The organism is Lentzea sp. NBC_00516 (assembly GCF_036346835.1).
Classification (GTDB): domain Bacteria; phylum Actinomycetota; class Actinomycetes; order Mycobacteriales; family Pseudonocardiaceae; genus Lentzea; species Lentzea sokolovensis.
In genome coordinates, this window is sequence record NZ_CP107840.1 from 7,441,244 (window position 1) to 7,464,089 (window position 22,846).

Genomic DNA, 22,846 nt, shown 5'->3' on the forward strand with positions numbered 1-22,846 from the left:
ACCACGGCATGGCGCACTCATACGGTGCATTCACAGCTCGTGGTCTCTCTGTCCGGCATCGGTCCGCAGACACTCGACCGATGCGCTGATCTCGCCGCGGCCCTTGATCCGCGGCAGGTGCCGTTGTCGCTGCTCGTAGCACCTCGCGAGCTCGGCAGGGCGCAGGAATGGGTGCGGCAGCGCGCCTCGCACGGCGACGCCGTCGTGCTGCACGGCCTCGGTCAACGGCGGCTGCCGGCCTATGAAGCCGGGTTGTTGCTGACGGGAGCGCGTCTGCAGATGGACGCCATCGGGCTCAACGCCGACACGTTCGCTCCTAGGCGATGTGTCGCGTCGCCCGGGACGTTGATCGCGCTGGCCAAGCACAAGTTCCAGCGCTGCGCTGACGCGCACGCAGTCCGTGAGGTAGGCAGCGGCCTGGCGACCCTGGGCCGCCTGCACGCGCTGACCGAACGCACCAGCTTCGGTGAACTGCGGTCGCTCGCCCTGGTCTACGCGGCCGCCAGGTCCGCGCGCCGTGGCGGACTGACCCGGATCACCGTCGACGCCCGTGACCTGCACCGGCCCGGTGCGCGGCAGGCCGTGCTCGACGCCGTGGACATCGCACTCGCCCACGACGCCGCGCCGACCACCTACGTCAAACTGCCGTCTCCTCGCCTGGCGTCAGCTGCCTGACCTCGGTGCCCTCCGGCTTCAGCATCTCGAAGAACCGGACGGCCATCCCAGGGCTCGCGAGCGTCTTCTCGTGGATCGGCACGGCGACACGCGGCTTCACGGCGCGCATGAAGTCGACGGCCTCACCGGTGCGCAACCACGGCGCGCCGGCGGGCAGCCCGAGCACGTCGACGTCCTCGTCCGGCACGAACAGCGAGTCGCCGGGGTGGTAGAACGCGCCGTCGCCGATCACGTAGGCGGCGTTCGGCACGATCGGGATGTCCTCATGGATCAGCGCGTGCTGCCCGCCGGTGACCTTGACCGTCGTGTCGCCGACCTTGAGCACGTCACCGGGTCGTGCGACGGTCGCGTTCTCGACGGTGGGCGCCGTGCCCTCGTCGACGATGAGCTGCGCCTGCGGGTTCGCCTTGAGCAGCGCGGGCAGCCGTTCCACGTCGATGTGATCGAAGTGCTGGTGCGTGACCAGCACTGCGTCCAGGTCTTTCAGGTCCTCGAACCCCGCGGAGAACGTGCCGGGGTCGATCAGGATTCGCGTCGACCCCGACTCCACAAGCACGCAGGCATGACCGAAATGGACAAGTTGCACGGAATCCTCCATTACCGACGTTCGGCGGGCTGACACAGTCAGGTGACGTCGGAAGTATCAAAAGGCATGAGGAAAACCCTGCAACTCCTCACGGCACTGGCGCTTGCCCTGCCGATGACGTCCATCGTCCCTGCTACCACCACCTCTACACCTGCTGAGGCCTCGTCGCCGCAGACGCAGGAAATCGGAACTGAGGAGAACGTCTCAGTCCGCGTGGGTGGCGCGAATCGTTCGACGTTGATCGAACGACCGGGGTCCGGTTACGTGAAGCTGCATTTCACGGACCTGCGGATCCTGCCAGGTGATGTGCTCACGGTGTCGAACCCTGACGGCACCGAGAAGTACACGTACACGAGAGATCTGAAGTCTTCGCTGACCGCGACGCTCGACGCGTCCGGCTTCTGGGCCATGTCGATCACGGGCGACCGCGCCCTGGTGTCGGTGACGAACCCGCTGTCGCGCGTGCGGATCGACAAGCTCACGCGCGGCTACACCGACGCCGAGATGTCCTCGCAGCCGTCCGTGCAGAGCATCTGCGGCACGAACGACTACAAGGACGCGGTCTGCTACCAGTCCAGCAACCCCACCGAGTGGGGCAAGACCGCGTCCGTGGCGAAGCTGCTGCGCAACGGCAGTTCGCTCTGCACGGCGTGGCGCGTCGGCCCCAACAACCGCCTGCTGACCAACAACCACTGCTTCACCAGCGTCAGCGGCATCGAGGTGTGGTTCAACTACCAGTGCCCGACCTGCGGCGGCACGGCTACGGCCACCGTCACCAAGGTGCTGGCGGCCCAGGTCCTGAAGACCGACGCCGCTCTGGACTACACCCTCTTCACCGTGAACAACTTCGCGTCCATCAGCTCGTTCGGTTACCTCGAACTGGACGCGCGCGTTCCGGCCGTAGGTGAGGAGATGTACATCGTCGGCCACCCGGCCGGGAAGCTGAAGAAACTGTCGTTGCGCGACAACAACAACGGCGGCGGCTACTGCGTCGTGCGTGCCGTGCGGGTGAACGGCAGTTCGTCGCAGTCCGACATCAGCTACATGTGCGACACCGAAGGCGGTTCGTCCGGTTCGCCGGTGCTGTCGAGGCGCACGCACAAGGTGATCGGGCTCCACCACTTCGGCGGCTGCCCGAACCAGGGCGTGCGCATCGACCTCGTCGCGGCGCAGATCAACTCACTGCTGTAGCGCGCTGAGGATCTCCGCCTCCTCGTCCGGCGTCAGGCCGGCGTTGCGGGTCCTGTCCAGCCCGAGGCCGCGTTCGTACTCCAGCGAGTCGAGCGCGGTCTCGGCCAGCGGCCGCACGCGCAACCCGTTCGCCAGCGCGTTGCTCACGTCGCGGCCGACCATCTTGGCCCACGCCTGAGGCAGCCACATCGGCAGCGACCGCGGCCCGGACCACGGGTTGATCTTCAGCTCCTTGAGCAGGCTCTCCGGCACCGGCACGAGCTGCGTCCCGGCCGGCGCCGTCGCCCCGGCGATCTCGCCCATGGCCATCTGGAACGGCATGACGGGCCCGGTCGAGTCGTACGTGCCGGTGACCCGCTCCTCGGCGGCGAACACGATCCACTGCGCCAGATCCCGCGCGTCGATGTGCTGGAACCCCAGGTCAGGGCTGTCCGGCACGACCACGCGCCCACCCTGCGACATCCGCGCGGGCCAGTACCCGAACCGGTCGCTCGGGTCGTTCGGCCCGGTGATCAGCCCTGCCCTGACGATGAATTCCCTGCTGGCCACGGCTTCGCGGACCGCGTTCTCGCTGGCCACCTTGACGCTGCCGTACCGCTCCGAGGTGAACTCCTGCGCCGGGTCGTCCTCCAGCGGCGGCAACAGCTCGTCACTGCCCGTCGAATGGTCCGCGTAGACGGAGATGCTGGACACGAACGTCCAGTGCGGCGTCGTCGCCCCGAACGCCTCCAACGCGTCCCGAACCCAGTTCACCGAGTACTTCGACACGTCGATCACCGCGTCGAACTGCTCGCCGGCCAGCGCGTCGAACGCACCGGGCCTGTCCCTGTCGACCTGGACGAGCGTGGCTCCCTCCGGCACCCCGCCGGAGGCACCGCGGGCAGCGCAGACCACGTCGTGGCCGCGGCGGACGGCCTCCGCCGTGATGGCCTTGCTGAGGAACACGGTTCCGCCGAGCACGAGGATCTTCATGATCCCCAGCATCCGTCCGATCGGGCTCGGCTGCCACCGGTCTCGCTTTAGGCGAAATAGCTTGTTGGAATAGGTTCAATGTGAAGTCGTTCGGACCCGATCAGTTGGACTTGGTGAACTATTGTTCGGTACCTGCCGATGAACGTTCCGTGAGTCTGCACGCCTTCGTCGACGAGTCGCGACGAAACAACACGTACCTGCTGGCGGTGGCCCTGGTACCGCCCGGCCAGCTGCACAAGTTCCGCAAGGCCCTGCGCTGCCTGCTGATGCCAGGACAGCGGGAGCTGCATTGCAAGAAGGAGACTCCTAGTCGCCGCAAAGCGATTGCGTCCCGGCTGGTGGAAGAACAGGTCTCCGTGCGGCTGTACAAGCGCAGCTGTGACCAGGGTGACGAGCAGGCGCGTCAAACGTGCGTCCGGAGGCTCGTCGAGGATCTGCTGAGAGTCGGCGCTCATCGGCTCGTCCTCGATTCGCGTGCACAACGAGACCAGCACGACCTCCTGACGATCCGCACGTCACTGGGCCACGTCGCGTTGTCCACGAACCTCGTCTACGAGCACTGCCGCGCCAGCAACGAGGAGCTGCTGTGGATCGCGGATTTCGCGGCCTGGTGCTACGGCTCCGGCGGTGAGTGGCGGGAGCGGGTGATGCCAGTCATCGAGTCGATCGTCGATCTGGACTAACCCTAGAAAGCGCGATACCCAGCCGTCGACCGTCCGGACGTGGGCTGGGTACACTTCCTCGGCTTACGGGCCTCGGCTGACACCACTCTACCAAACGGTCCCGCCGAGGCAAGCTCGTTCACCCGAAGGTGGACCGCCGCCGATGTGCCCCCGAACACGTGTCGGGAGGATGAACGCACAGGTCAGATAGGCTCTCGAGGTACCGCCAGCCCCTCCAAGCACGGGAGCAGTCTGTCGTGGCCCGAGTCGTCGTCGACGTCATGCCGAAGCCCGAAATTCTCGACCCCCAAGGCCAGGCGGTGGCGAACGCGCTGCCTCGTCTCGGCTTCCAGGGCGTCACCTCCGTCCGTCAGGGCAAGCGCTTCGAGCTGGAGGTCGCCGACGACGTCGACGACGCCACGCTCGCCAAGATCGCCGAGACCTTCCTCGCGAATCCCGTGATCGAGGACTGGACCGTGCGCAGGGTCGAGGCATGAGGGTCGGTGTCATCACCTTCCCCGGCACTCTCGACGACGTCGACGCGCAGCGGGCGGTCCGATACGCCGACGGGGAAGCCGTGCCGTTGTGGCACGGGGATCACGACCTGAAGGGCGTTGACGCCGTCGTCGTGCCCGGTGGGTTCTCGTACGGCGACTATCTGCGGTGCGGCGCCATCGCGCGGTTCGCGCCCGTCATGCAGGAAGTGATCGAGGCCGCGAACAAGGGGATGCCGGTTCTGGGCATCTGCAACGGTTTCCAGATCCTCGCCGAGGCCCATCTGCTGCCCGGCGCGCTCACCCGCAACCACAAGCTGCACTTCGTGTGCCGCGACCAGTGGCTGAAGGTCGAGAACAACACCACCGCCTGGACCGGCCGGTACGACCTGAACGCCGAGATCCTCGTGCCGCTGAAGTCGGGCGAGGGCGGCTACCAGGCCGACGAGGACACCCTCAAAGAGCTCGAGGACAACCAGAGGGTCGTGTTCCGGTACGTCGGCGACAATCCGAACGGCAGCCGCAACAACATCGCGGGCATCACCAACGCCAGGGGCAACGTCGTCGGCCTCATGCCGCACCCCGAGCACGCCATCGACGCGCTCACCGGCCCCACGGACGACGGTCTGGGCGTGTTCCTGTCCCTGCTCGACACGGTGGTGAACGCGTGATCGACACCGTCAAGAACGCCGAGGCGACGCCCGACCAGGAGCAGCCCTACAAGGAGCTGGGCCTGAAGGACGACGAGTACGCGCGCATCAAGGAGATCCTCCAGAGGCGCCCGACCGACGCCGAACTGGCGATGTACTCGGTCATGTGGAGCGAGCACTGCTCCTACAAGTCGTCCAAGGTGCACCTGAAGTACTTCGGCGACACCACGACCGACGAGATGCGCAGCAAGATGCTCGCGGGCATCGGCGAGAACGCCGGCGTCGTCGACATCGGCGACGGCTGGGCCGTCACGTTCAAGGTCGAGAGCCACAACCACCCGTCGTACGTCGAGCCCTACCAGGGCGCCGCGACGGGCGTGGGCGGCATCGTCAGGGACATCCTCGCGATGGGCGCGCGGCCGCTCGCGGTCATGGACCCGCTGCGGTTCGGCAGGCCCGACGCCGATGACACGAAGCGCGTCCTGCCCGGCATCGTCGCGGGCGTCGGCGGCTACGGGAACTGCCTCGGCCTGCCGAACATCGGTGGCGAGGTCGTGTTCGACGAGTCCTACCAGGGCAACCCGCTGGTCAACGCCCTGTGCGTCGGTGCGATGCGGGTCGAGGACCTGCATCTCGCGCACGCGAGCGGCACCGGCAACAAGGTCATCCTCTACGGCGCGCGCACCGGCCTCGACGGCATCGGCGGCGTCAGCGTGTTGGCGAGCGAGACGTTCGACGACTCCGCCGGCAAGCGCAAGAAGCTGCCGAGCGTGCAGGTCGGCGACCCGTTCACCGAGAAGGTGCTGATCGAGTGCTCGCTGGAGCTCTTCGAGAAGGGCATCGTCGCCGGCATCCAGGACCTCGGCGGCGCGGGCCTGTCCTGCGCGACGAGCGAACTGGCGTCCGCGGGTGACGGCGGCATGCACGTGTGGCTCGACCGCGTCCCGCTCAGGGCGACGAACATGACCCCGGCCGAGATCCTGTCCAGCGAGTCCCAGGAACGCATGTGCGCGGTGGTCGAGCCGGCCAACGTCGAGGCGTTCATGGCCGTCTGCGCGAAGTGGGACGTCATCGCCACCGAGATCGGCGAGGTGACCGAAGGCGACCGGCTGGTCATCACCTACCACGACGAGGTCGTCGTCGACGTGCCTCCGCGCACCGTCGCCCACGAGGGCCCGGTCTACGACAGGCTGATCCAGCGCCCCGCCGACCAGGACGAACTGCAGGCGAACACGCCGGACAGCCTCCCGCGTCCCGAGAACCTGCTGGAACTGATCAAGATCATGGCGGCCAGCCCCAACCTGGCCTCCAGGAAATGGGTCACGCAGCAGTACGACCGGTACGTCCGCGGCGGCACGGTGCTCGCGCAGCCCAGCGACGGCGGCATGATCCGGATCGACGAGGAGACGGGCCGCGGCGTGGCTCTCTCGACGGACTGCAACGGCCGCTACACCTTGCTCGACCCGTACGAGGGCGCGAAGCTGGCGCTGGCCGAGGCGTACCGGAACGTCTCAGCGACCGGTGCGACGCCCGTGGCCGTCACGAACTGCCTCAACTTCGGCTCTCCGGAGGACCCGGCGGTCATGTGGCAGTTCGAGCAGGCCGTGAAGGGTCTCGCGGACGGCTGTGCGGAGCTGGGCATCCCGGTGACCGGCGGCAACGTCAGCTTCTACAACCAGACCGGCTCCACGGCGATCCTGCCGACGCCGGTCGTGGGCGTGCTGGGCGTGATCGACGACGTGCGGCGCCGCATCCCCACCGGGATCGGGGCCGAGGCCGGCGAGACGCTGCTGCTGCTCGGCGAGACGCGGGACGAGTTCGGCGGGTCGGAGTGGGCGCACCACGTCCACGGCCACCTGGGCGGACTGCCGCCGAAGGCGGATCTGCAACGCGAGAAGCTGCTCAGCCAGGTCCTGGTCGCGGGCTCCCGTGACGGCATGGTCTCCGCCGCGCACGACCTCTCCGAGGGCGGCCTGGCCCAGACGCTGGTCGAGACGTGCCTGATCGGCGAGGTGGGTGCGCGGGTCTTCCTCGAAGGCGACCTGTTCACCGCGCTGTTCAGCGAGTCCGCCGGCCGCGTGCTGGTCGCCGTGCCGCGCACGGAGGAGCAGCGCTTCGTCGACATGTGCACCGCGCGCAGGCTGCCGTGGCGCAAGGTCGGCGTCGTCGACCCGGAGTCGAACGCCCTGGAGATCCAGGGCCTGGGCGAACTCCCGCTGGACGAGCTCCGCGAGGCCTGGGAGGGCACCCTCCCCGCCCTGTTCGACTGAGCACGAAGGGCCCCGTCGCCGGCGGGGCCCTTCTCAGCTCGTGGCGATGCGCTGGAGCTGCTCGAACCGGCCGTTGAACAGGTTCTGGTCGCCGGGGAATAGCCCGGCCGCCTGCCACTGCCAGATCGTGTGGAAGTCGAAGCCAACAGGCAGTGCGCCGAGCTTCGAGGTGTAGTGCGCGATCCACAGCGGGTTGGTGTCGCCGAACTTCACCGAGCCGCCGACGCACTTGTTCCACCAGCTCGTGGACGTGTAGATCGCCGGATAACGCCTGGTGCGGGCGAAGACCGTGTCGCTGAACTCCTTCACCCACGCGGTCATCGCGGTCTGGTTCATGTTGTAGCAAGTCTCGCCGTACGGGTTGTACTCCATGTCGAGCGCGGGCGGCAGCGTCCGGCCGTCGGGTGACCAGCCGCCGCCGTTGTCGACGAAGAAGTTCGCCTGCGCCACGCCGTTCGCGCGGTCCGGCAGCGCGAAGTGGTAGGCACCGCGGATCATGCCGACGCCGTAGGAACCGTCGTACTGCTGGGTGAACTTCGGGTTCCGGTAGTGGACGCCCTCGGTCGCCTTGACGTAGGAGAACCGGGCGCCCTTGTCCCAGGAGGACTTCCAGTCGACGTCGCCCTGGTGACTGCTCACGTCCATGCCGGGGACTTTGCCGTCGGTGGGCGGGGACTCCTCCGCACGAAGGTTGCCGGCGCCCTCGTGTTTGAGGATCTGGGATCCCGCGGTGTGGTCCGCGGAGCCCTCGGGCAAGGGCGCCGCGGACGCGGGTGCCGGCGTCATGCCGGCGACGATCGCCACGATGCTGATCAAGGTCCGCATGGGTTAGATCGTGCGACCATTTGTCGCAATTTGCTACCGGGGTCACCCGTCCAGGCGGGACAACTCCTCGGCGGACAACTCCACGTGGGTGGCCGCGGCCGAATCCGAGATGCTCGCCGGTCGAGAAGCACCCGGAATGGGGACTACCACTTCCGACTTCGCGAGCATCCACGCGAGACAGACCTGGTGGGCGCTCACGCCGTGCGCCTCGCCGACCTCCTTGAACGGACCGGCCAGCGCGCCCGCCTTGCCGATGCCGCCGAACGGGCTCCACGGCAGGAAGGCGATGCCGAGCTTGTCGCACAGCTCCAGTTCGGGCTCACTCGATCGGAACGACGGCGAGAACTGGTTCTGCACGGCCGCGAGCCGTCCACCGAGGATCTCGTTGGCGAGCACGATCTCCTCGGGGTTGAAGTTCGAGACGCCCGCGTAGCGGATCTTGCCGCTGTCCAGGATCTCCTTCAGGGCCCCGACCGACTCCGCGATCGGCGTCTTCGGGTCCGGCCGGTGGAACTGGTAGAGGAAGATCTGGTCCACGCCGAGCCGCCGCAACGACCCGTCGACGGCCTTGAACAGGTACTCCGGCCGTCCGTCGAGCTCCCAGCCACCGCCCGGCACGCGCGTGTGCCCGCCCTTGGTCGCCACGAACACCTCTTCGGAACGGCCGCGCAGCCCTTCGGCGATGAGCGTCTCGTTGTGGCCGAAGTCGGTGTCGTCGAGCGAGTAGGCGTCGGCGGTGTCGATGAACGTCACGCCCGCGTCCAGCGCGGCGTGAATGGTCTCGATCGCCTGCGCGCGCTCCGGCCTTCCCTGGACGGAGATGGGCATGCCGCCCAGGCCGATGGCGCTGACTTCCACTTCTCCGATGCGACGCTTCTGCATGTCCTCCACTCTGGACCCTGACGATTAAGCTGTCCAACGCAGAGAAGTGATCTCATTCAGCAGCGACGGTGATGAATCGTGGAACTCAGGCAGCTTCAGTACTTCATCGCGGTCGCCGAGGACTGCCACTTCACCAGGGCAGCGGGCCGGATGCACGTCACCCAGTCCGCGCTGTCGGCGTCGATCAGGGCGCTGGAGGTGGAGCTCGGCGCGCCGCTGTTCCTGCGCACCACCCGTCAGGTCGAGCTGACCCAGGCCGGACGCGCGCTGCTGCCCGAGGCGCGGCGTGCGTTGGGCAGCGTCGAATCGGCCAGGGACGCCGTCGCCGCCGTCCAGGGGCTGCTGCGCGGCACTTTGTCCGTCGGCAGCCTGCAGTGCCTGCACGTGGTGCACCTGCCCGCCGTGCTGTCGCGGTTCCACGAACTGCACCCCGGCGTGGAGATCAGGATGCGCCAGTCCGGCAACGCCGAACTGGTCGAGGACGTCCGTGCGGGTCGCCTCGACCTCGCGTTCGTCACGCGGCAGCCGAAGATCGCCGACGACCTGCGAGTGTCCACTTTGTCCAGTGAGCCGCTGGTGCTCGCGTGCGCGCCGGAAAGCCCGTTCGCCACCAGGGAGTCAGTAGGGCTGGAGGAGCTGGCGGGTCAGTCGTTCGTCGACTTCAACGCCGACTGGGGCACGCGCGGCGAGGTCGACCGCGCGCTGGCCGCGGCCGGGGTCGAGCGGCACGTCGCCGTCGAGGTCAACGACGTGCACTCACTTCTTGACTTCGTCGGGTTCGGTCTCGGGGTTGCGCTCGTCCCCCAGTCCTTCGCCGGGAAGTCGGAACTGGTTCGCTTCCTCGGGCTCCGCGGCGACGTAGACGTCCCCTTCGCGGAAACGGTCGTCGTCACCGGTCACACCGTCGGCGCCGCCGCCCGTGTCCTGCTGGACATGGTCTTCGAGGCGCGGGGTGGCCGGCTTCGGACTGCCGGATAGCTTCCAGCCCTTGTACTCGGTGCGCATCGCCGTGTCGGGCAACACGGTCAGCTCGCCCGTCTGCTTCCGCGGTGGTGGATCGGTGAGCGCGAGGAACGTGTCGACCGTCGTGGCGCGGAAGTCGACCTCGCCCTTGAACGTGGCTTCGGTGAACGCGAGCCCGCCGTCGAACTTCGTCTCCGTGAGGTTCAGCCGCCCGTGGAAGGTGGCTCCGGAGAAGAGCGTCGGCTTGCGGATCTCCATGCGGGGCAACGTCGTGATGCCGTAGAACTGCGCCCGGCGCGCGGTGAACCTGTTGACCCGCCTGCCGTCCAGCTGGAAGTACTCCAGCGCGGCACCGGTCAGGTCGAGGTCGTAGAAGTCCTTCTTCTTGTTGCCCCACGAGAGCAGGTCGCGGATCAGCCGTTGCGCGGTCCGCCGGACCTGCTGCTCCCGCTGGTCCTCCGGGGACACCCTGGCGAACACCGTGTCCGGGTCGCCGCCGTTCTCGTCCCAGGACGGATGGTGGAAGGGACGGCGCAGGTACGCGCACAGGACGTCGATGACGGTCTGCGTGTAGCGCGGCGTGGAGTTCGCCAGCCACACCAGCGAATGCATCGCGCCCACCCGCACCTGGTCTGCCTCGTTGCCGAGCATCTCGACCGAGCGCGCGAACCGTTCGTCGGCGACCTTCTCGCTCTCCAGGTTGTGCTTGCGGTCGTTGAGCCACAACGCGTACAGCGCGACGACCGCACCACCCGCGACTCCCGCGGTCTTCACGATCTCGACCGGCGGCGCCTTCACCAGCCACAGCGCCACCCCCGTCGCCGCGGTCGTGAGGAGCGCGGCGAGCACCGCCACCAGCCATGCGACACGCACGTCAGTTCCTCCACGCTTCTGGAAGATCGGGTTGCACGGCGAACGTACAGCCGTCCGCCTTCACGTCCGCCCACTCCGAGTTCGCGAACTTGGTCTCGCCGCCGAACTTCGTGTCCGTGAAGACGGCGATCCCCTGCGCCTTGAACCTGCTGAACCAGGCCCTGCCCACGATCTCCGTGTGGTGCATGTGGAACCGGCCGTTCATGGTGGCCTCGGTGACGTAGAAGTGGCCGTGGATCTTCATGTGGTGGAACGAGTTGGAGTCCTCGAAGTGGGCGACGCGGATGTAGAGGTCGCCGACCTGCCGGTACGACAGGTCCATGAACTCGAGGTGCGCCTTGGTCAGGTTGAGGTCGTAGATCGGCGGGTTCTTCTCCTCCAGGCGCGGCAGCAGGTCCTCGATGAGGCGCTGCGAGGTGAGCCGGACCTCCAGCTCGATCTCCTCGGGGTCGTTGCGCGTCTTCTTCGTGTACGGCTGGCGCAGGTACGCGCAGAGGATGTCGAGCACGGTCTGGGTGTACTCGGTCCTGGACTTCGCGAGGCCGGCGAGAGCGTGCATGGCGCCCACGCGCACTTGGGCGGTCTCGTGGCCGAGCAGCTCCACGGCGCGTGCGAACCGTTCGTCGGCCACGCGGGACCGGTCGTGGTCGATGCGCTGGCTCTCGAGCTCCTGGCGCGCCTCCTCGACCTTGCGGCGCCGGTCGTTCAGCCACAACGCGTAGAGGGCGATGATCGCGCCGCCCGCGAGACCGCCCGTCTTGATCGCCTCGTGCTTCGGCGCGCCGGGGTCCAAGAGCAGGAGCATGCCGCCGACCAGCACAAACACGCCGATGGACGCGAGAATGGTCGACAGGAGCAAACTTTTCCTCACGAGGTCGGCATTCTGCCAAGCGGCGGGTGCATGATGGGCGCGAACGGTACGAACGCGGGTGGGGTGAGCGGGTGGAGCGGCCGAACTGGGCCCCGGGGGACATCGACCTGGAACGGCCGAGTGTCGCGCGCGTGTACGACTACTGGCTCGGCGGAGCCCACAACTTCGCCGCGGACAGGGCCGTCGCCCAGAAGACCCTGGAGACGATGCCGGAGATCCGGGACGTCGTCCTCAACCACCGCGCGTTCCTGCGCAGGGCCGTCCGCTACCTGCTCGACCAGGGCGTCCGGCAGTTCCTCGACCTCGGTTCCGGCATCCCGACCGTCGGCAACGTGCACGAGATCGCGCAGGCCGCCGACCCCGAGGCCCGGATCGTCTACGTCGACATCGACCCGGTCGCCGTCGCGCACAGCCGCTCGATCCTCGACAGCAACGGGCACGTGAGCGTGCTGCAGGCCGACGTCCGCGACCCGGCGAACGTGCTGGCCTCGCCCGAGGTCGACAAGCAGCTCGACTTCGACGAGCCGGTCGCCGTGCTGATGATCGCGCTGCTGCACTTCGTGTCGGACGACGAGGACCCGTGGGGCATGATCGGCGGCTATCGCGACCGCCTGGCCCCCGGCAGCTTCCTCGCGCTCTCCCACGCCGGTTACGAGGCGGACGAGGAGACGGACTCCTCGCGGGAGGCCTGCAAGATCTACAACCGCCACGTCACGCGCACGACGTTCAGGGACAGATCAGAGCTCACCCGGCTGTTCGACGGGTTCACGCTGGTCGAGCCGGGCGTGGTCAGGGTGCCCGCTTGGCGTCCGGAGTCACCGGCCGACATCGGGGCGTCCGGCAAGCGCTTCCCCGGCTTCGCGGCGCTGGGCCGGAAGGCTCAGAGATGACTCCGGACGGCGACCGGCCGTATGCTGCGCGTTCGTGGGGTTAGGGCCGAGAAGATGACCGATCGGGTTGACCAGCGGGTGCGTGAGGAACGCTCTCCTTTGAGTCCGGCCGTACTGGCCGGTGCCGAGTCGTTCGCGCGCAGCTGGGCCACAGCCGTCATCGGGTCGAGCTACGTGCCCATGACCAGGGCCGAGGTCGCGCAGCACCTCCAGGACCTCACCGAGCTGCTGGTCGAGGCGCTGTTCGCGAGCCCGTTCCGCACGGCACCCGGCTACGAGATCGGCTCACGGCTGGTCGACGCGCACTTCACCGGCACCGACACGCTGGGCCGCACCGTCCAGCTGCTCGGCGACGACCTGCTGGCCGAGTTGGGCTTCCCCGGCGACGAGCGCCTGCAGTCCCGCCTGGCGGCCCTGCAGGGCGCGCTGGCCGCCGGCTACGCCCGCGCGTTGCGGGAACGCACCCTCGCCGAGCAGGAGGCGATCAGGGCCGCCGTCCTGGACGCCCGCGACCAGGCGGAGGCGGCGCTGCGGGCCTCGGAGGCCCGGTTCCGCGCGATGTTCACCGAGGCCGCGATCGGCATCGGCATCGCGGCCATCGACGGCCGGATACTGGACGTCAACCAGGCGCTGCAGGACATGCTCGGGTTCAGCGTCGAGGAGATGCGCCAGTACAACGTGCGCGACCTCATGCACCCCGAGGACGCGGGCAGCGTGTGGCGGCTCTACGACCAGCTCATCGCGGGTGAGTGCGACCACTACCGGGCCGAGAAGCGCTTCCACCGGGCCGACGGCGAGCAGGTGTGGACGCACCTGACGTTGTCGCTGGTCCGCGACGACCACGGCGAGCCGCAGTACCAGGTCGCGATGATCGAGGACGTCACCGACCGCCACCTGCTGCAGAACCGGCTGCGCTACCAGGCCTTGCACGACCCGCTGACCGGCCTGCCGAACAGGGCGCTGTTCCTCGAACGCCTCGGGCGCGTGTTCAACAACCGCGCCAAGCACGTCCGGGCGGGCCTCTGCTACCTCGACCTCGACGGTTTCAAGGTCATCAACGACTCTCTGGGCCACGACACGGGGGATCAGCTGCTGGTCGAGGTCGGCCGCCGGCTCGACCACTCGGTGTCCGGCGAGGGCAAGCTGGTCGCGCGCATGGGCGGCGACGAGTTCGTGATCCTGGTCGAGGGCTCGTCCGGCGAGCAGGACATCGTCGACGTGGCGGGCCGGGTGCTGGAAGCGCTGGAGGTGCCGATCCGCATCGCTGGCCACGAGCTGTCGGTGTCGGCGTCCATCGGCATCGTCGAACGGCAGCTGTCCGGCACGACGTCGGCGGACATGATGCGCGACGCGGACATCACGCTGTACTGGGCCAAAGCCGATGGCAAGGCGCGCTGGGCGCTGTACGACCCGGAGCGCAACGCCCGCGAGGTCGCCAGGTTCACGTTGTCCGCCACGATGCCGCGCGCGTTGGAACGCGGTGAGTTCTACGTCGAGTACCAGCCGCTGGTGCGCCTGGAGGACTCCACCGTCACCGGTGTCGAGGCCCTGGTCCGCTGGCAGCACCCGGAGTTCGGGCGGCTCGCGCCGGACCGGTTCATCGAACTGGCTGAGGAGACCGGCCTGATCGTCCCCTTGGGACGGTGGGTGCTGCGCAAGGCGTGCGAGGAGGCCCGGCGCTGGCTGGAGGAGTTCGGCGACGCGGCCCCCTTCGTGTCGGTGAACCTGGCCGTGCGGCAGTCCCGCGACCCCGAGCTGGTCCGCGACGTCAAGCAGATCCTGGACGAGTGCGCGCTGCCGCCGCACCACCTGCAGCTGGAGCTCACCGAGTCGGCGATCATGGGCACCGCCGACGAGCCGCTGGAAGCGCTGCGGGCGTTGTGCGACATGGGTGTGCGCATCGCGATCGACGACTTCGGCACCGGTTACTCGAACCTGGCCTACCTCAAGCACCTGCCAGTGCACGAGCTGAAGATCGCCGGCTCGTTCATGGAGGGGCTGCGGGCCGAGAACGAGGAAGACCCGGTCGACTCGCAGATCGTGGCGACGCTGGTGCAGCTCGCGCACGCGTTGTCGTTGGGCGTCACGGCCGAGGGTGTGGAGACGCCCGCGCAGGCCGCGCGACTGTTGCGGCTGGGCTGCGACACGGGGCAGGGCTGGTTCTTCGCGCGGCCGGGTCCGCCGGAGAACATCGACAGTCTTCTGCGTGGTGATCTCTAGCTCGGGGAACACCCCAGGGCATGAAGTCATTGGCCCTGGTCGTGCTGCTGCTGGTCATGTCGGCCCCGGTCGCTCGCGCGGCCGAAGTGGTTCCCCTGCCCGCGGACAAACAGGCGTTCGGCACCGCCAGGTCCGCGGCCAGCCCGGTGTGGTTCACCCTCGGCCACCAGGGCCTCTCCGAGATCTTCCACCCCGACCTCAGCACGCCCGCGACCCGTGAGACGCGGTTGCTGGTCGACGGAAAGCCCGGTCGGGCGTACACCGAGCCCGCCGACGACAGGTCGCTGACGTTCCGGCAGAAGCTGCGTGGCGACGGCTGGCAGGCCGAGATCACCTACGTCACCGATCCGCGGCGCGCCGCCGTGCTCGCGGACGTGGTGCTCACGGCTCAGCGCCCGGTCCGGCTGTCGGTCGAGCACGTGCCGATGAAGGGCTCCAGTTCGGTGGCCAGCTCCTTGCCGACCGATCCGGTGCGACGCGCGCACGGCACGTTCGCGGTCGGGTTCGGTGCGGGCGTCGCCCAGGCCGCGCTGGATCGCGGATTCCGTTCCGCCGCCAGGGAGTACGCGCAGGGCTGGCACTCCTACCTCGACGGGCTGAAGCGCCCGAGGTCGGCGGACCGACGGCTCTACGACATGTCCGTCATGGTGCTGGCGGCGACGGAGGACAAGGCCCATCCCGGCGCGTCGATCGCGTCGCCGAGCTTCCCGTGGGCCTTCGGGTTCGACCGGGAACTGGCGCCGGAACTCGGGCCGTACGCGCTGGTCTGGCCGCGCGACCTGTACCACGTGTCCACGGCCATGATCGCGGCAGGAGATCGCGGCTTCGCCCAGCGCGCACTGGACTTCATGCTGCGCGAGCAACAGGAACCGGACGGCCACCTGCCGCAGAACACGCGGGTCGACGGCACACCGGTGTGGACCAAGGTCCAGCTCGACCAGACCGCGGCACCGCTGCTGCTGGCCTGGCACCTGGACGGGCAGGACAAGTCCACAATGGACTCACTGCGCCGCTCGGCGGACTACCTGCTGAGCTACCCGAACTCGCCGTTCAGCGAGCAGGAGCGGTGGGAGAACCAGGACGGCTACTCGCCCGCCACGATCGCCTCGGTGGTCGCCGGGCTGGTGTGCTTCGCGGATCTGTTGCGGCGCAACGGGGAGAACGCGGACCGCTACCTCGCGGCCGCCGACGCGTGGCAGCGGCAGGTGGAGGGCTGGACCGCGACGCGGACCGGTCCGTACTCGCCGAAACCGTACTACCTGCGGCTCACCAAGGACGGAAAGCCCGATCAGGGCACCAGGTACAACCTCGGTGACAACAACCCGACCGACATCGACCAGCGCGCGGTCGTGGACCCGAGCTTCCTCGAACTGGTGCGGCTCGGCGTCAAGCGCGCCGACGACCCGGTCATCCGCAACACCGTCGAGGTCGTGGACCAGCAGTTGAAGGAACAGGGTTACTGGCACCGGTTCACGCAGGACGGCTACGGCGAGACGGCGGACGGCAGGCCGTGGGGCATCAACTGGCCCACGCCGACCCGGACTTACGGCAGGCTCTGGCCGTTGCTGAGCGGTGAACGCGGCGAGTACGAACTGCTCGCCGGTGACAGGGCCGGTGCCGCCAAGCGGCTCAAGGAGATCGCCGCGACCGCGAACAGCGGCCTCATGCTGCCCGAGCAGGTGTGGGATGGCCGGGGAACGGGCTCGGCCACCCCACTCGCCTGGACGCACGCGCAGTACGTGCGGCTGGCGTGGTCGCTGGACGCGGGCCGTCCCGTGGAACGACCCGGCGTCGTCGCTGACCGCTACTCGCGCTAGCGCTTGCTCACGTTGTGGCCCGAGACCTCGACCACCGGCTGCGCGCCGCCGAGGTCGGACGTCCGGTACTCGGCCCGGATCGTCTGCGTCTCACCGGGGAACAGCGTGATGTAGTTGTCGGACCAGTCGGCCGGAAGCACTTCAGGACCACCCTGGCCCTTGCGCAGTGACGCGCGCAGGAAGAACGCCACGGACGTGCCGGTGTTCTTGATGGTCACGCTGGTGGCCTGCTTGCCGTTCGTGCCCGGCGTCGTGGTGGTGGACACCGACACCTGGCCCGCCTTCAGGCTGCTCAACGACTTCAGGTCCGTGTACTGGGCCTGCGGCGTGTAGTACCAGTCGCCGCCGTTGTAGTTCAGCGTGTCCGCCTTGGTGGACAGCCAGTAGACGTTGCGGTCGACCTCGTTGCCGTTCGCGTCCTTCAGCAGCAGCCGCACGAAGTACGCCGACGAGAGCCCGGACGGCTGCGGGAGGTTGCCCACCCGCACGGAACCGTTGGCCTTGGCCGTAACCGAACGCGTCTCGTTCGCCTTCTGCGTGCCGTCGGAGTTGAAGACCGTCACCTGCAACTGCAGACCCTGCTTGGCTTCCAGGCCCATGTTCACCACGGCGAGCGACTTGTCGTCGTAGGAGTACTGGGCGTGCAACGCCTTGTTCGCTGTCTTGGCACCGAAGTACGACCCCGCGGTCGCGAGGTTGTAGTTGTAGAGGTGCCAGAACAGCTTGGGCCACGGGTCGTTCTGCATCCAGTAGATGACGCCCTGCGCCTGGTTCGCGCCGGTGTCGGAGAAGTCACGGCCGAACGCCTCGAACTGCGCGCGGTTCGTCTCGTACTGCTGCAGCTGCGACTTCTTGACGAAGTCGTCCACGTTGGACGGCTTGCCGTAGCGGTTGTCGAGCGCGGTGCCCCAGAAGCCGATCTTGCTGAAGTTGCCGGACGGCGACAGGTGGTACTGCGACGCGTTGTAGTCCGTCAGCTTGTTGATCTCGGCCTGGCTCAGGAACTTCTTGAGCTCGTCCATCTCCGGGATCGCGAGGCCGGGGCCGATCTCGGACGCGAAGCCCGCCGAACCGCCCTTCTGGTTGTTGTACCAGTAGACCGGCGGCTCCCACCAGTACGGGCCGTCCATCTTCATGCCCGAGTCACCGAGCTGCGGTGAGCTGCGACGCGCGGCGGCGTTGACGATCGGCGTCTGCCAGTCGGCGCGCTTCAAAGCGTCCAGGTAGATCGTCTCGACGGCGGCCACCGGGGCCTCGTCCGAGCCGATCAGGAACGTGAACACGCTGGGGTGGTTGCGGATCCGCTTGGCCTCGCCCTCGGCGGACGCTCCGGCGACCCTCTTGTCCTCCGCCGTGAACCCGCCGGTGTTCTGCCACTTCGAGCAGCACTCCCAGCCGGTCATCAGCAGGATGCCCGCGCGGTCGGCCATGTCGTAGATCTCGTCGTTCTCCGGCTTGCCCTCCAGCCGGATCGTGTTGAGGCCCATGGACTTCGTCAGCTGGATCTCGTCGGCGATCTTCTGCACGTCGGTCCGCAGGAAGAGGTCCGACGCCCAGCCGCCGCCGCGGATCAGGATCGGCTTGCCGTTGATCTGGTACTGGATGTTGCCGCTGATCATCTTCGAGGTGACCTCGCGGATGCCGAACGTCGTCTTCTGCTGGTCCGACGCCGCACCGGCCACCGTCGCGTTGGCCGTCGCCTCGTACAGCGGCTGTGCGCCCATCTGGTACGGCCACCAGACCTGCGGGTTGGTGACGGTGAGCGGGAACGTGACGGTCTTCGTCTCGTTCGCGGCCAGGCTCACGTTCTGGCTGTAGTTCTGGCCCGCCGCGCTGCCGGCCACGGTCGTGGTGACCGCGCTGCCGGTGTTGTTGCGCGCGTCCACCTTCACGGTGACCGTGGCGGTGTTCAGGTTGGGCAGCGGCAGGTCGGAGAGCACGTGCAGGCCGCGCAACGAGACCGCGCCGCTCTGCGCGATGTCGACGTCGCGGAAGAGGCCCTGGTTGCGGTCGGGCGGAAGCTGGGACCAGTCGATGAAGTGGATCACCAGGTCCTTGGCGGGGTCGGACGGCGACGCCTTGATGGCGAGCGCGTTGTCGCCCTTGCGCAGCAGGCTGGTGACGTTGAACTCGAACGTCGGATACGCGCCGATGACGGTGTCCGTGCCGGCGACCTTCGTGCCGTTCAGCCACACCTCACCGCGGGAGATCACGCCGCCGTTGAGCTTGAGGAACGTGTTCACGCCCGGCTGCGGGTCGGCCTGGAAGACCTTGCGGTACCACCACGGCACCTTGAAGTCGTTGGCGTTGGCCTTCTTCAGGTTCTCCGAGTAGTTGACGTCCCCGTACTTGTTGTTCGCGATCAGCCCGGCCATCACGGTCGACCGCGCGGGCACGGTCAGCCAGCCGGTGTCCGTGTACGCCGGGCCGGAGATCACGCTGCCGGACTGCGTGGCGGTGGCGCTGGTCTGCATGCGCCAGTCGGGGATGGTGGAGGTCTGGCCTGGGGCGGCGGCCACCTTGAGCGCCGCTCCGGTGCCGGGCACGGGGCCCGCGTTGGCTGAGGTACCTGGCACCAGCAGGGCCAGACCCACCGCCGCCACGACCAGAGTCGGTAGTGGTCGGTTGCGCAGCATGTCGCTCCTCGACGCATCGGGGCGGCGGCGCTTCGGGGTATCGTAAAGAAGGTTTCCTTTTTGTGAGGTCGGCGGCAATGGACCTTATGGGTGACGCGGGACACGTCGTTCGCCACCCTCCGTGCCCGGCGATCCGATATTTTGGCCGCCATGCGTCGACTTGCCGTCCCGTTCCTGCTGGCAGCGGTCCTGACCGGGTGTTCATCGCCAGAGCCCGGGAAGCCCTCCGCGGGGGATCAGACGGGCTCCGCGCCGACGACCGGAACTTCTGCCGGTTCCGCTCCGGTGAACAGGCCGAAAGCCGTCGACCTCAAGACGCTCGACCCGTGCTCGCTGATCACGCCCGGGCAGAAGACGGCTTTGGGTTTGAAGAGCGCCACCGCGGGTACCCCGCTGCCCGATTACGGGGAGGGGAGCAAGTCGTGCAACGTGAGTTTCGACGTCCGCACTTATCTCGGCACCATGCACACCCTGCTCAACGGCGGCGCGGACCGGCTGAAGAAGACGGTCGGTGAGTCCAAGCTCACCTCCCTTCAGGTAGCGGGTTATCCCGCGTACCTCACGCAGAGGGAGTCGCCGGGTTCTGTCGGCGGTTGCGAGGTCTACATCGACGCCAACGAAGGCCAGTTGTTGCTGGTGGACGCCTTCGGAGGGCTCGGCGAGACGAGCGCGACCACGGACGGTGCGTGTGAACGTGCCAAGGCGGTCGCGGGCGCTGTCGCCGTCACGTTGGCGGCCAAATGACAGTTGAGTAGAAGTACGCACCTTGTACCGGGAACCGGTTACTCGCGTAATGCATCAGAGCTAAGGTCGTCCCAAAAGCACACACGGCCCGATTTTCTGGGGGGCCGTTACTGAGGAGGGTGTGCCGTGTTTCTCGCGGATGGTGGTGGAGGCGCGTCGTCGCCGCCCGAGTTCGGGCAGCGCAAGCTGAAGGTGGACCCGTCGGCCATTCCACAGGCGAGGAAGGCCTTCGAGCAGGCGCTGGCGGAGTTCGAGGAGAAGATCGAGCGGTCCGTTCGCGACCTGCCCACCAAGCCCTGGGCCGGGGACCCGATCTCCAGTGAGACCTCGCAGGCGTTCAACGACCAGACCTCCGACAAGGCGCTCGCCGCGCTGACCTTCTACAAGAAGCAGCTCGTCGGCGTGATCGATCAGCTCAAGATGATCGAGGAGCAGTACCGCATGACCGAGGGCGACAACGAGGCCATGTGGGGCAAGCACCTGCGAGACCAGGACTGAGAGGGGGACTGACCGATGACTGACCACCGCTTCCAGGGGTACGGACACCCCGAGCTGTACAAGATGATCAACTCCGGTCCCGGCGTCTCCGCCTCCATCCCGGTGGAGCAGGGCTGGAAGACGATCGCCGCGACGCTCGCGCAGATCGACGCCGACCTGCACACCGGTCTGACGAAGATGGGCGCGGACTGGGAGTCCGACGCCTCCGACGCCGCCCAGGGCGCGCTGTCGCCGCTGGCCGAGTGGGCCGGCTTCGCCGAGACCGGCGCCACGACGATGGAGAGCTCCGCGCGCCTGCAGGGCGAGTACATCGCCGACGCGCGCAAGAAGATGCCCGAGGTCGTCCCGATCACGACCGAGAAGCCCGGCCTGCTCGACATCGCGGCCGGCGCGCTGACCGGTCCCGTCGGCATGGCGCACGTCGTTGGCCAGCAGGTCGACCACGAGCGGCAGGAAGCCGCCGCGGACAACGCCGCCGCCAAGGCCGTCCAGGTCATGGAGGACTACCAGTCGGACAGCCGCTGGAACTCCTCGACGCTCGGTGACTTCCCGACGCCGCCGCAGGTCGTGATCGACACGCCGCCTCCGGCCGACACGGGTACCGGCAGCACGCGCGTCGGTTACAGCTCGACCGGCCCCAGCGGGCCGTCGGGCACGAACACCGGCACGACCAACCCGTCGTGGACGCAGCCCCAGCCGACCCCGCAGCACGTCTCGACCGGCTGGACGCCGCCGCCCACCGACACCACGCACACGTCGTGGACGCAGCCTCCGACGACGACGCCGCCTCCCACGCACACCCCGCCGCCCACGAACCTGCCGCACCCGACCCCGACCCCCACGCCGACGCCGACCCCTGGTGGTCCGGTCTTCACCCGTCCTGGCACGGGCGGTCCCGGTGGTCCCGGTGGCCGTGGCCTCTCCGGAGGCCCTGGCGGCTCCGGTGGCGTTCGCGGTGGTCAGCTCGGTGGCGGCAAGGCGTTCGGGCCGATGTCCGGCTCGCTCGGCGCGTCCGGCCAGGCAGGCTCGATGAAGCCCGGCGGCATGCCGGGTGGCATGTCCGGCATGGGCTCCGGCCCTGAGGGCATGCGCGGCGGTGCCATGGGCTCCGGTGCGGGCGCTGGTGCCGGCAAGGCCGGTGCGGCTGGTGCCGGTGGCGGTGGCGCTCACGGCCAGAAGGGCGAGGGCGAGGACGACATCGAGCACAAGGCGGCCGACTACCTGGTCGAGACCGACGACGTGTTCGGCGACGAGCGCATGGTCGCGCCGCCGGTCATCGGCGGCCTGTCAGAGTGAGCCTGTTCGGCGCTCCGGCGGAGAGAGAGCCGATCGCTCTCTCCGCCGAGGAGTTCGACGTGCTGTGGGAACGCATGAACGTCGGCCCCATGCCGCTCGTTCTCAAAGTTCCCACCCCTGGCAAGACGCGGGACGAGCGCATCCAGCTCGAGAACCGCGTCTACCAGCAGTTGGACCACCGGCGCCTGGGCAACTCGCGCGGCCTCTCGTCCCAGTTGGACGGGTTGCTGCGGATGTTCGTGAAGCCCGAGCGGGAGGCGGACGGCCGCCTCTGGCTCGGCCACAGCCTGCGCGTCCTCGCCGTGGCGAACGGCGACTGGGGCGCGCTCGCGACGTTGCGGGACGACCAGCTGACGTTCCAGCCGTGGGAGGGCTCCGGGCTCGCCTCGGCGGTGCTGTCCCTGCTGCCCGCGCACCCCGCCGGAACAGGGCTCTCGGTGACGCTGCCGAGCGCGGACATCGAGAAGGCGATCGGGCAGACCGACGGCTCGCCGAAGTCGACGGAGGCCGCGTTCCGGAACATCGGGCTGCGCGAGGACGACGCGAAGGCGCTGGTGAAGATGTTCACCGGGATCGTGCACACCGGGAACTTCGGCGCGGCGGCCAGGGACAAGTACGGCAAGCGCTGGCGGCCCGAGCGCGTGGTCGCGTTCTTCGACACCGAAGAGGGCCGCTACCTGCAGCAACGCCGTGCCTCGAACGGCCAGCCGCCGTGGAGCACGTTCACGCCGACCGACGGCCGCCGGATGCTGCACCAGGTGGACGAGCTGATCTCCGAGGCGGTTCGTTCCGCCGGAGCCTGATGTCTGGTTTGATCTGACCACCGCCGCC

20 protein-coding genes and 1 pseudogene are annotated in these 22,846 nt (G+C 68.3%); 14 read left to right on the forward strand and 7 right to left on the reverse strand.

Annotated features, from left to right (window positions below):
- Positions 1-24: 24 nt before the first annotated feature.
- A complete protein-coding gene (locus OG205_RS34085) occupies positions 25-675 on the forward strand; it encodes a DUF2334 domain-containing protein (protein WP_330272027.1) in 651 nt (216 codons plus the stop codon).
- Here OG205_RS34085 and OG205_RS34090 read toward each other — a convergent pair.
- A complete protein-coding gene (locus OG205_RS34090; RefSeq protein ID WP_330272028.1) occupies positions 638-1,261 on the reverse strand; it encodes an MBL fold metallo-hydrolase in 624 nt (207 codons plus the stop codon). The two genes, OG205_RS34085 and OG205_RS34090, sit on opposite strands and share 38 nt — an antisense overlap.
- A gap of 264 nt (positions 1,262-1,525) precedes the next feature.
- Between OG205_RS34090 and OG205_RS34095 the strand changes: the two genes are divergently transcribed.
- A complete protein-coding gene (locus OG205_RS34095; protein WP_330272029.1) occupies positions 1,526-2,452 on the forward strand; it encodes a trypsin-like serine peptidase in 927 nt (308 codons plus the stop codon).
- Here OG205_RS34095 and OG205_RS34100 read toward each other — a convergent pair.
- Complete coding sequence (locus OG205_RS34100; RefSeq protein ID WP_330272030.1) at positions 2,441-3,424, reverse strand: NAD-dependent epimerase/dehydratase family protein; 984 nt, start codon at positions 3,422-3,424, stop codon at positions 2,441-2,443. The two genes, OG205_RS34095 and OG205_RS34100, sit on opposite strands and share 12 nt — an antisense overlap.
- 149 nt (positions 3,425-3,573) lie before the next feature.
- Here OG205_RS34100 and OG205_RS34105 point away from each other — a divergent pair, with 149 nt between their 5' ends.
- The 4 genes from OG205_RS34105 to purL all read left to right on the forward strand — a co-directional run bounded on the left by OG205_RS34105 (position 3,574) and on the right by purL (position 7,500).
- Positions 3,574-4,107 (forward strand): hypothetical protein, encoded by a 534-nt coding sequence (locus tag OG205_RS34105; protein WP_330272031.1) that lies wholly within the window; start codon positions 3,574-3,576, stop codon positions 4,105-4,107.
- A gap of 236 nt (positions 4,108-4,343) precedes the next feature.
- Positions 4,344-4,583 (forward strand): phosphoribosylformylglycinamidine synthase subunit PurS, encoded by a 240-nt coding sequence (gene purS / locus OG205_RS34110; protein WP_330272032.1) that lies wholly within the window; start codon positions 4,344-4,346, stop codon positions 4,581-4,583.
- Positions 4,580-5,251 (forward strand): phosphoribosylformylglycinamidine synthase subunit PurQ, encoded by a 672-nt coding sequence (purQ, locus tag OG205_RS34115; protein ID WP_330272033.1) that lies wholly within the window; start codon positions 4,580-4,582, stop codon positions 5,249-5,251. The genes purS and purQ overlap by 4 nt, the downstream gene beginning before the upstream one ends.
- Complete coding sequence (gene purL, locus OG205_RS34120; RefSeq protein ID WP_330272034.1) at positions 5,248-7,500, forward strand: phosphoribosylformylglycinamidine synthase subunit PurL; 2,253 nt, start codon at positions 5,248-5,250, stop codon at positions 7,498-7,500. Before purQ ends, purL begins: the two co-directional genes overlap by 4 nt.
- Positions 7,501-7,533: 33 nt before the next feature.
- On the opposite strand, the gene OG205_RS34125 is transcribed toward purL, so the two are convergent.
- Positions 7,534-8,325 (reverse strand): lysozyme, encoded by a 792-nt coding sequence (locus OG205_RS34125; RefSeq protein ID WP_330272035.1) that lies wholly within the window; start codon positions 8,323-8,325, stop codon positions 7,534-7,536.
- A 42-nt stretch (positions 8,326-8,367) separates the two neighbouring features.
- A complete protein-coding gene (locus OG205_RS34130) occupies positions 8,368-9,207 on the reverse strand; it encodes an aldo/keto reductase (RefSeq protein ID WP_330272036.1) in 840 nt (279 codons plus the stop codon).
- Between the two features lie 78 nt (positions 9,208-9,285).
- On the opposite strand from OG205_RS34130, the gene OG205_RS34135 reads away from it, so the two are divergent.
- A complete protein-coding gene (locus tag OG205_RS34135; protein WP_330272037.1) occupies positions 9,286-10,185 on the forward strand; it encodes a LysR family transcriptional regulator in 900 nt (299 codons plus the stop codon).
- Between the two features lie 117 nt (positions 10,186-10,302).
- Here OG205_RS34135 and OG205_RS34140 read toward each other — a convergent pair.
- Together OG205_RS34140 and OG205_RS34145 are read right to left on the reverse strand one after the other, a co-directional pair.
- Positions 10,303-10,821 (reverse strand): annotated as a pseudogene (locus tag OG205_RS34140) (pentapeptide repeat-containing protein); the annotation flags it as partial.
- Between the two features lie 223 nt (positions 10,822-11,044).
- Positions 11,045-11,914, reverse strand: a complete 870-nt coding sequence (locus tag OG205_RS34145) for a hypothetical protein (RefSeq protein WP_330272038.1) — start codon at positions 11,912-11,914, stop codon at positions 11,045-11,047.
- Between the two features lie 71 nt (positions 11,915-11,985).
- Between OG205_RS34145 and OG205_RS34150 the strand changes: the two genes are divergently transcribed.
- The 3 genes from OG205_RS34150 to OG205_RS34160 are packed head-to-tail and all read left to right on the forward strand — an operon-like array spanning position 11,986 to position 16,841.
- Positions 11,986-12,804 (forward strand): SAM-dependent methyltransferase, encoded by an 819-nt coding sequence (locus OG205_RS34150; RefSeq protein WP_330272039.1) that lies wholly within the window; start codon positions 11,986-11,988, stop codon positions 12,802-12,804.
- A 54-nt stretch (positions 12,805-12,858) separates the two neighbouring features.
- On the forward strand, positions 12,859-15,024 hold the full coding sequence (locus OG205_RS34155) for a putative bifunctional diguanylate cyclase/phosphodiesterase (protein WP_330272040.1): 2,166 nt from the start codon (positions 12,859-12,861) through the stop codon (positions 15,022-15,024).
- A gap of 20 nt (positions 15,025-15,044) precedes the next feature.
- Entirely contained in the window at positions 15,045-16,841 is a 1,797-nt protein-coding gene (locus tag OG205_RS34160) for a glycoside hydrolase family 15 protein (RefSeq protein ID WP_330272041.1), read from the forward strand.
- Here the strand turns inward: OG205_RS34160 and OG205_RS34165 are convergent.
- The gene (locus OG205_RS34165) at positions 16,838-19,477 is read right to left on the reverse strand and encodes a glycosyl hydrolase 2 galactose-binding domain-containing protein (protein WP_330272042.1); all 2,640 of its coding nucleotides are present in this window, start codon (positions 19,475-19,477) and stop codon (positions 16,838-16,840) included. The two genes, OG205_RS34160 and OG205_RS34165, sit on opposite strands and share 4 nt — an antisense overlap.
- A 150-nt stretch (positions 19,478-19,627) precedes the next feature.
- Between OG205_RS34165 and OG205_RS34170 the strand changes: the two genes are divergently transcribed.
- From OG205_RS34170 to OG205_RS34185, 4 genes are all read left to right on the forward strand, one after another.
- Positions 19,628-20,221 (forward strand): DUF3558 domain-containing protein, encoded by a 594-nt coding sequence (locus OG205_RS34170; RefSeq protein ID WP_330272043.1) that lies wholly within the window; start codon positions 19,628-19,630, stop codon positions 20,219-20,221.
- Between the two features lie 126 nt (positions 20,222-20,347).
- Entirely contained in the window at positions 20,348-20,719 is a 372-nt protein-coding gene (locus tag OG205_RS34175) for a transcriptional regulator (protein WP_330272044.1), read from the forward strand.
- 15 nt (positions 20,720-20,734) lie between these two features.
- On the forward strand, positions 20,735-22,015 hold the full coding sequence (locus tag OG205_RS34180; RefSeq protein WP_330272045.1) for a PPE domain-containing protein: 1,281 nt from the start codon (positions 20,735-20,737) through the stop codon (positions 22,013-22,015).
- Positions 22,012-22,818 carry an ESX secretion-associated protein EspG gene (locus OG205_RS34185; RefSeq protein WP_330272046.1) on the forward strand — a complete coding sequence of 269 codons (807 nt, stop codon included), beginning with the start codon at positions 22,012-22,014 and terminating at the stop codon, positions 22,816-22,818. Before OG205_RS34180 ends, OG205_RS34185 begins: the two co-directional genes overlap by 4 nt.
- The last annotated feature ends 28 nt before the right edge of the window (positions 22,819-22,846 follow it).

What these genes read in the sequence shown, in the direction of transcription:
- OG205_RS34100 (WP_330272030.1), bottom strand. Translation starts at nt 3,424, where the DNA reads ATGAAGATCCTCGTGCTCGGCGGAACCGTGTTCCTCAGCAAGGCCATC.
- purQ (WP_330272033.1), top strand. Translation starts at nt 4,580, where the DNA reads ATGAGGGTCGGTGTCATCACCTTCCCCGGCACTCTCGACGACGTCGAC.
- OG205_RS34125 (WP_330272035.1), bottom strand. Translation starts at nt 8,325, where the DNA reads ATGCGGACCTTGATCAGCATCGTGGCGATCGTCGCCGGCATGACGCCG.
- OG205_RS34130 (WP_330272036.1), bottom strand. Translation starts at nt 9,207, where the DNA reads ATGCAGAAGCGTCGCATCGGAGAAGTGGAAGTCAGCGCCATCGGCCTG.
- OG205_RS34155 (WP_330272040.1), top strand. Translation starts at nt 12,859, where the DNA reads ATGACCGATCGGGTTGACCAGCGGGTGCGTGAGGAACGCTCTCCTTTG.
- OG205_RS34160 (WP_330272041.1), top strand. Translation starts at nt 15,045, where the DNA reads ATGAAGTCATTGGCCCTGGTCGTGCTGCTGCTGGTCATGTCGGCCCCG.
- OG205_RS34165 (WP_330272042.1), bottom strand. Translation starts at nt 19,477, where the DNA reads ATGCTGCGCAACCGACCACTACCGACTCTGGTCGTGGCGGCGGTGGGT.
- OG205_RS34170 (WP_330272043.1), top strand. Translation starts at nt 19,628, where the DNA reads ATGCGTCGACTTGCCGTCCCGTTCCTGCTGGCAGCGGTCCTGACCGGG.
- OG205_RS34180 (WP_330272045.1), top strand. Translation starts at nt 20,735, where the DNA reads ATGACTGACCACCGCTTCCAGGGGTACGGACACCCCGAGCTGTACAAG.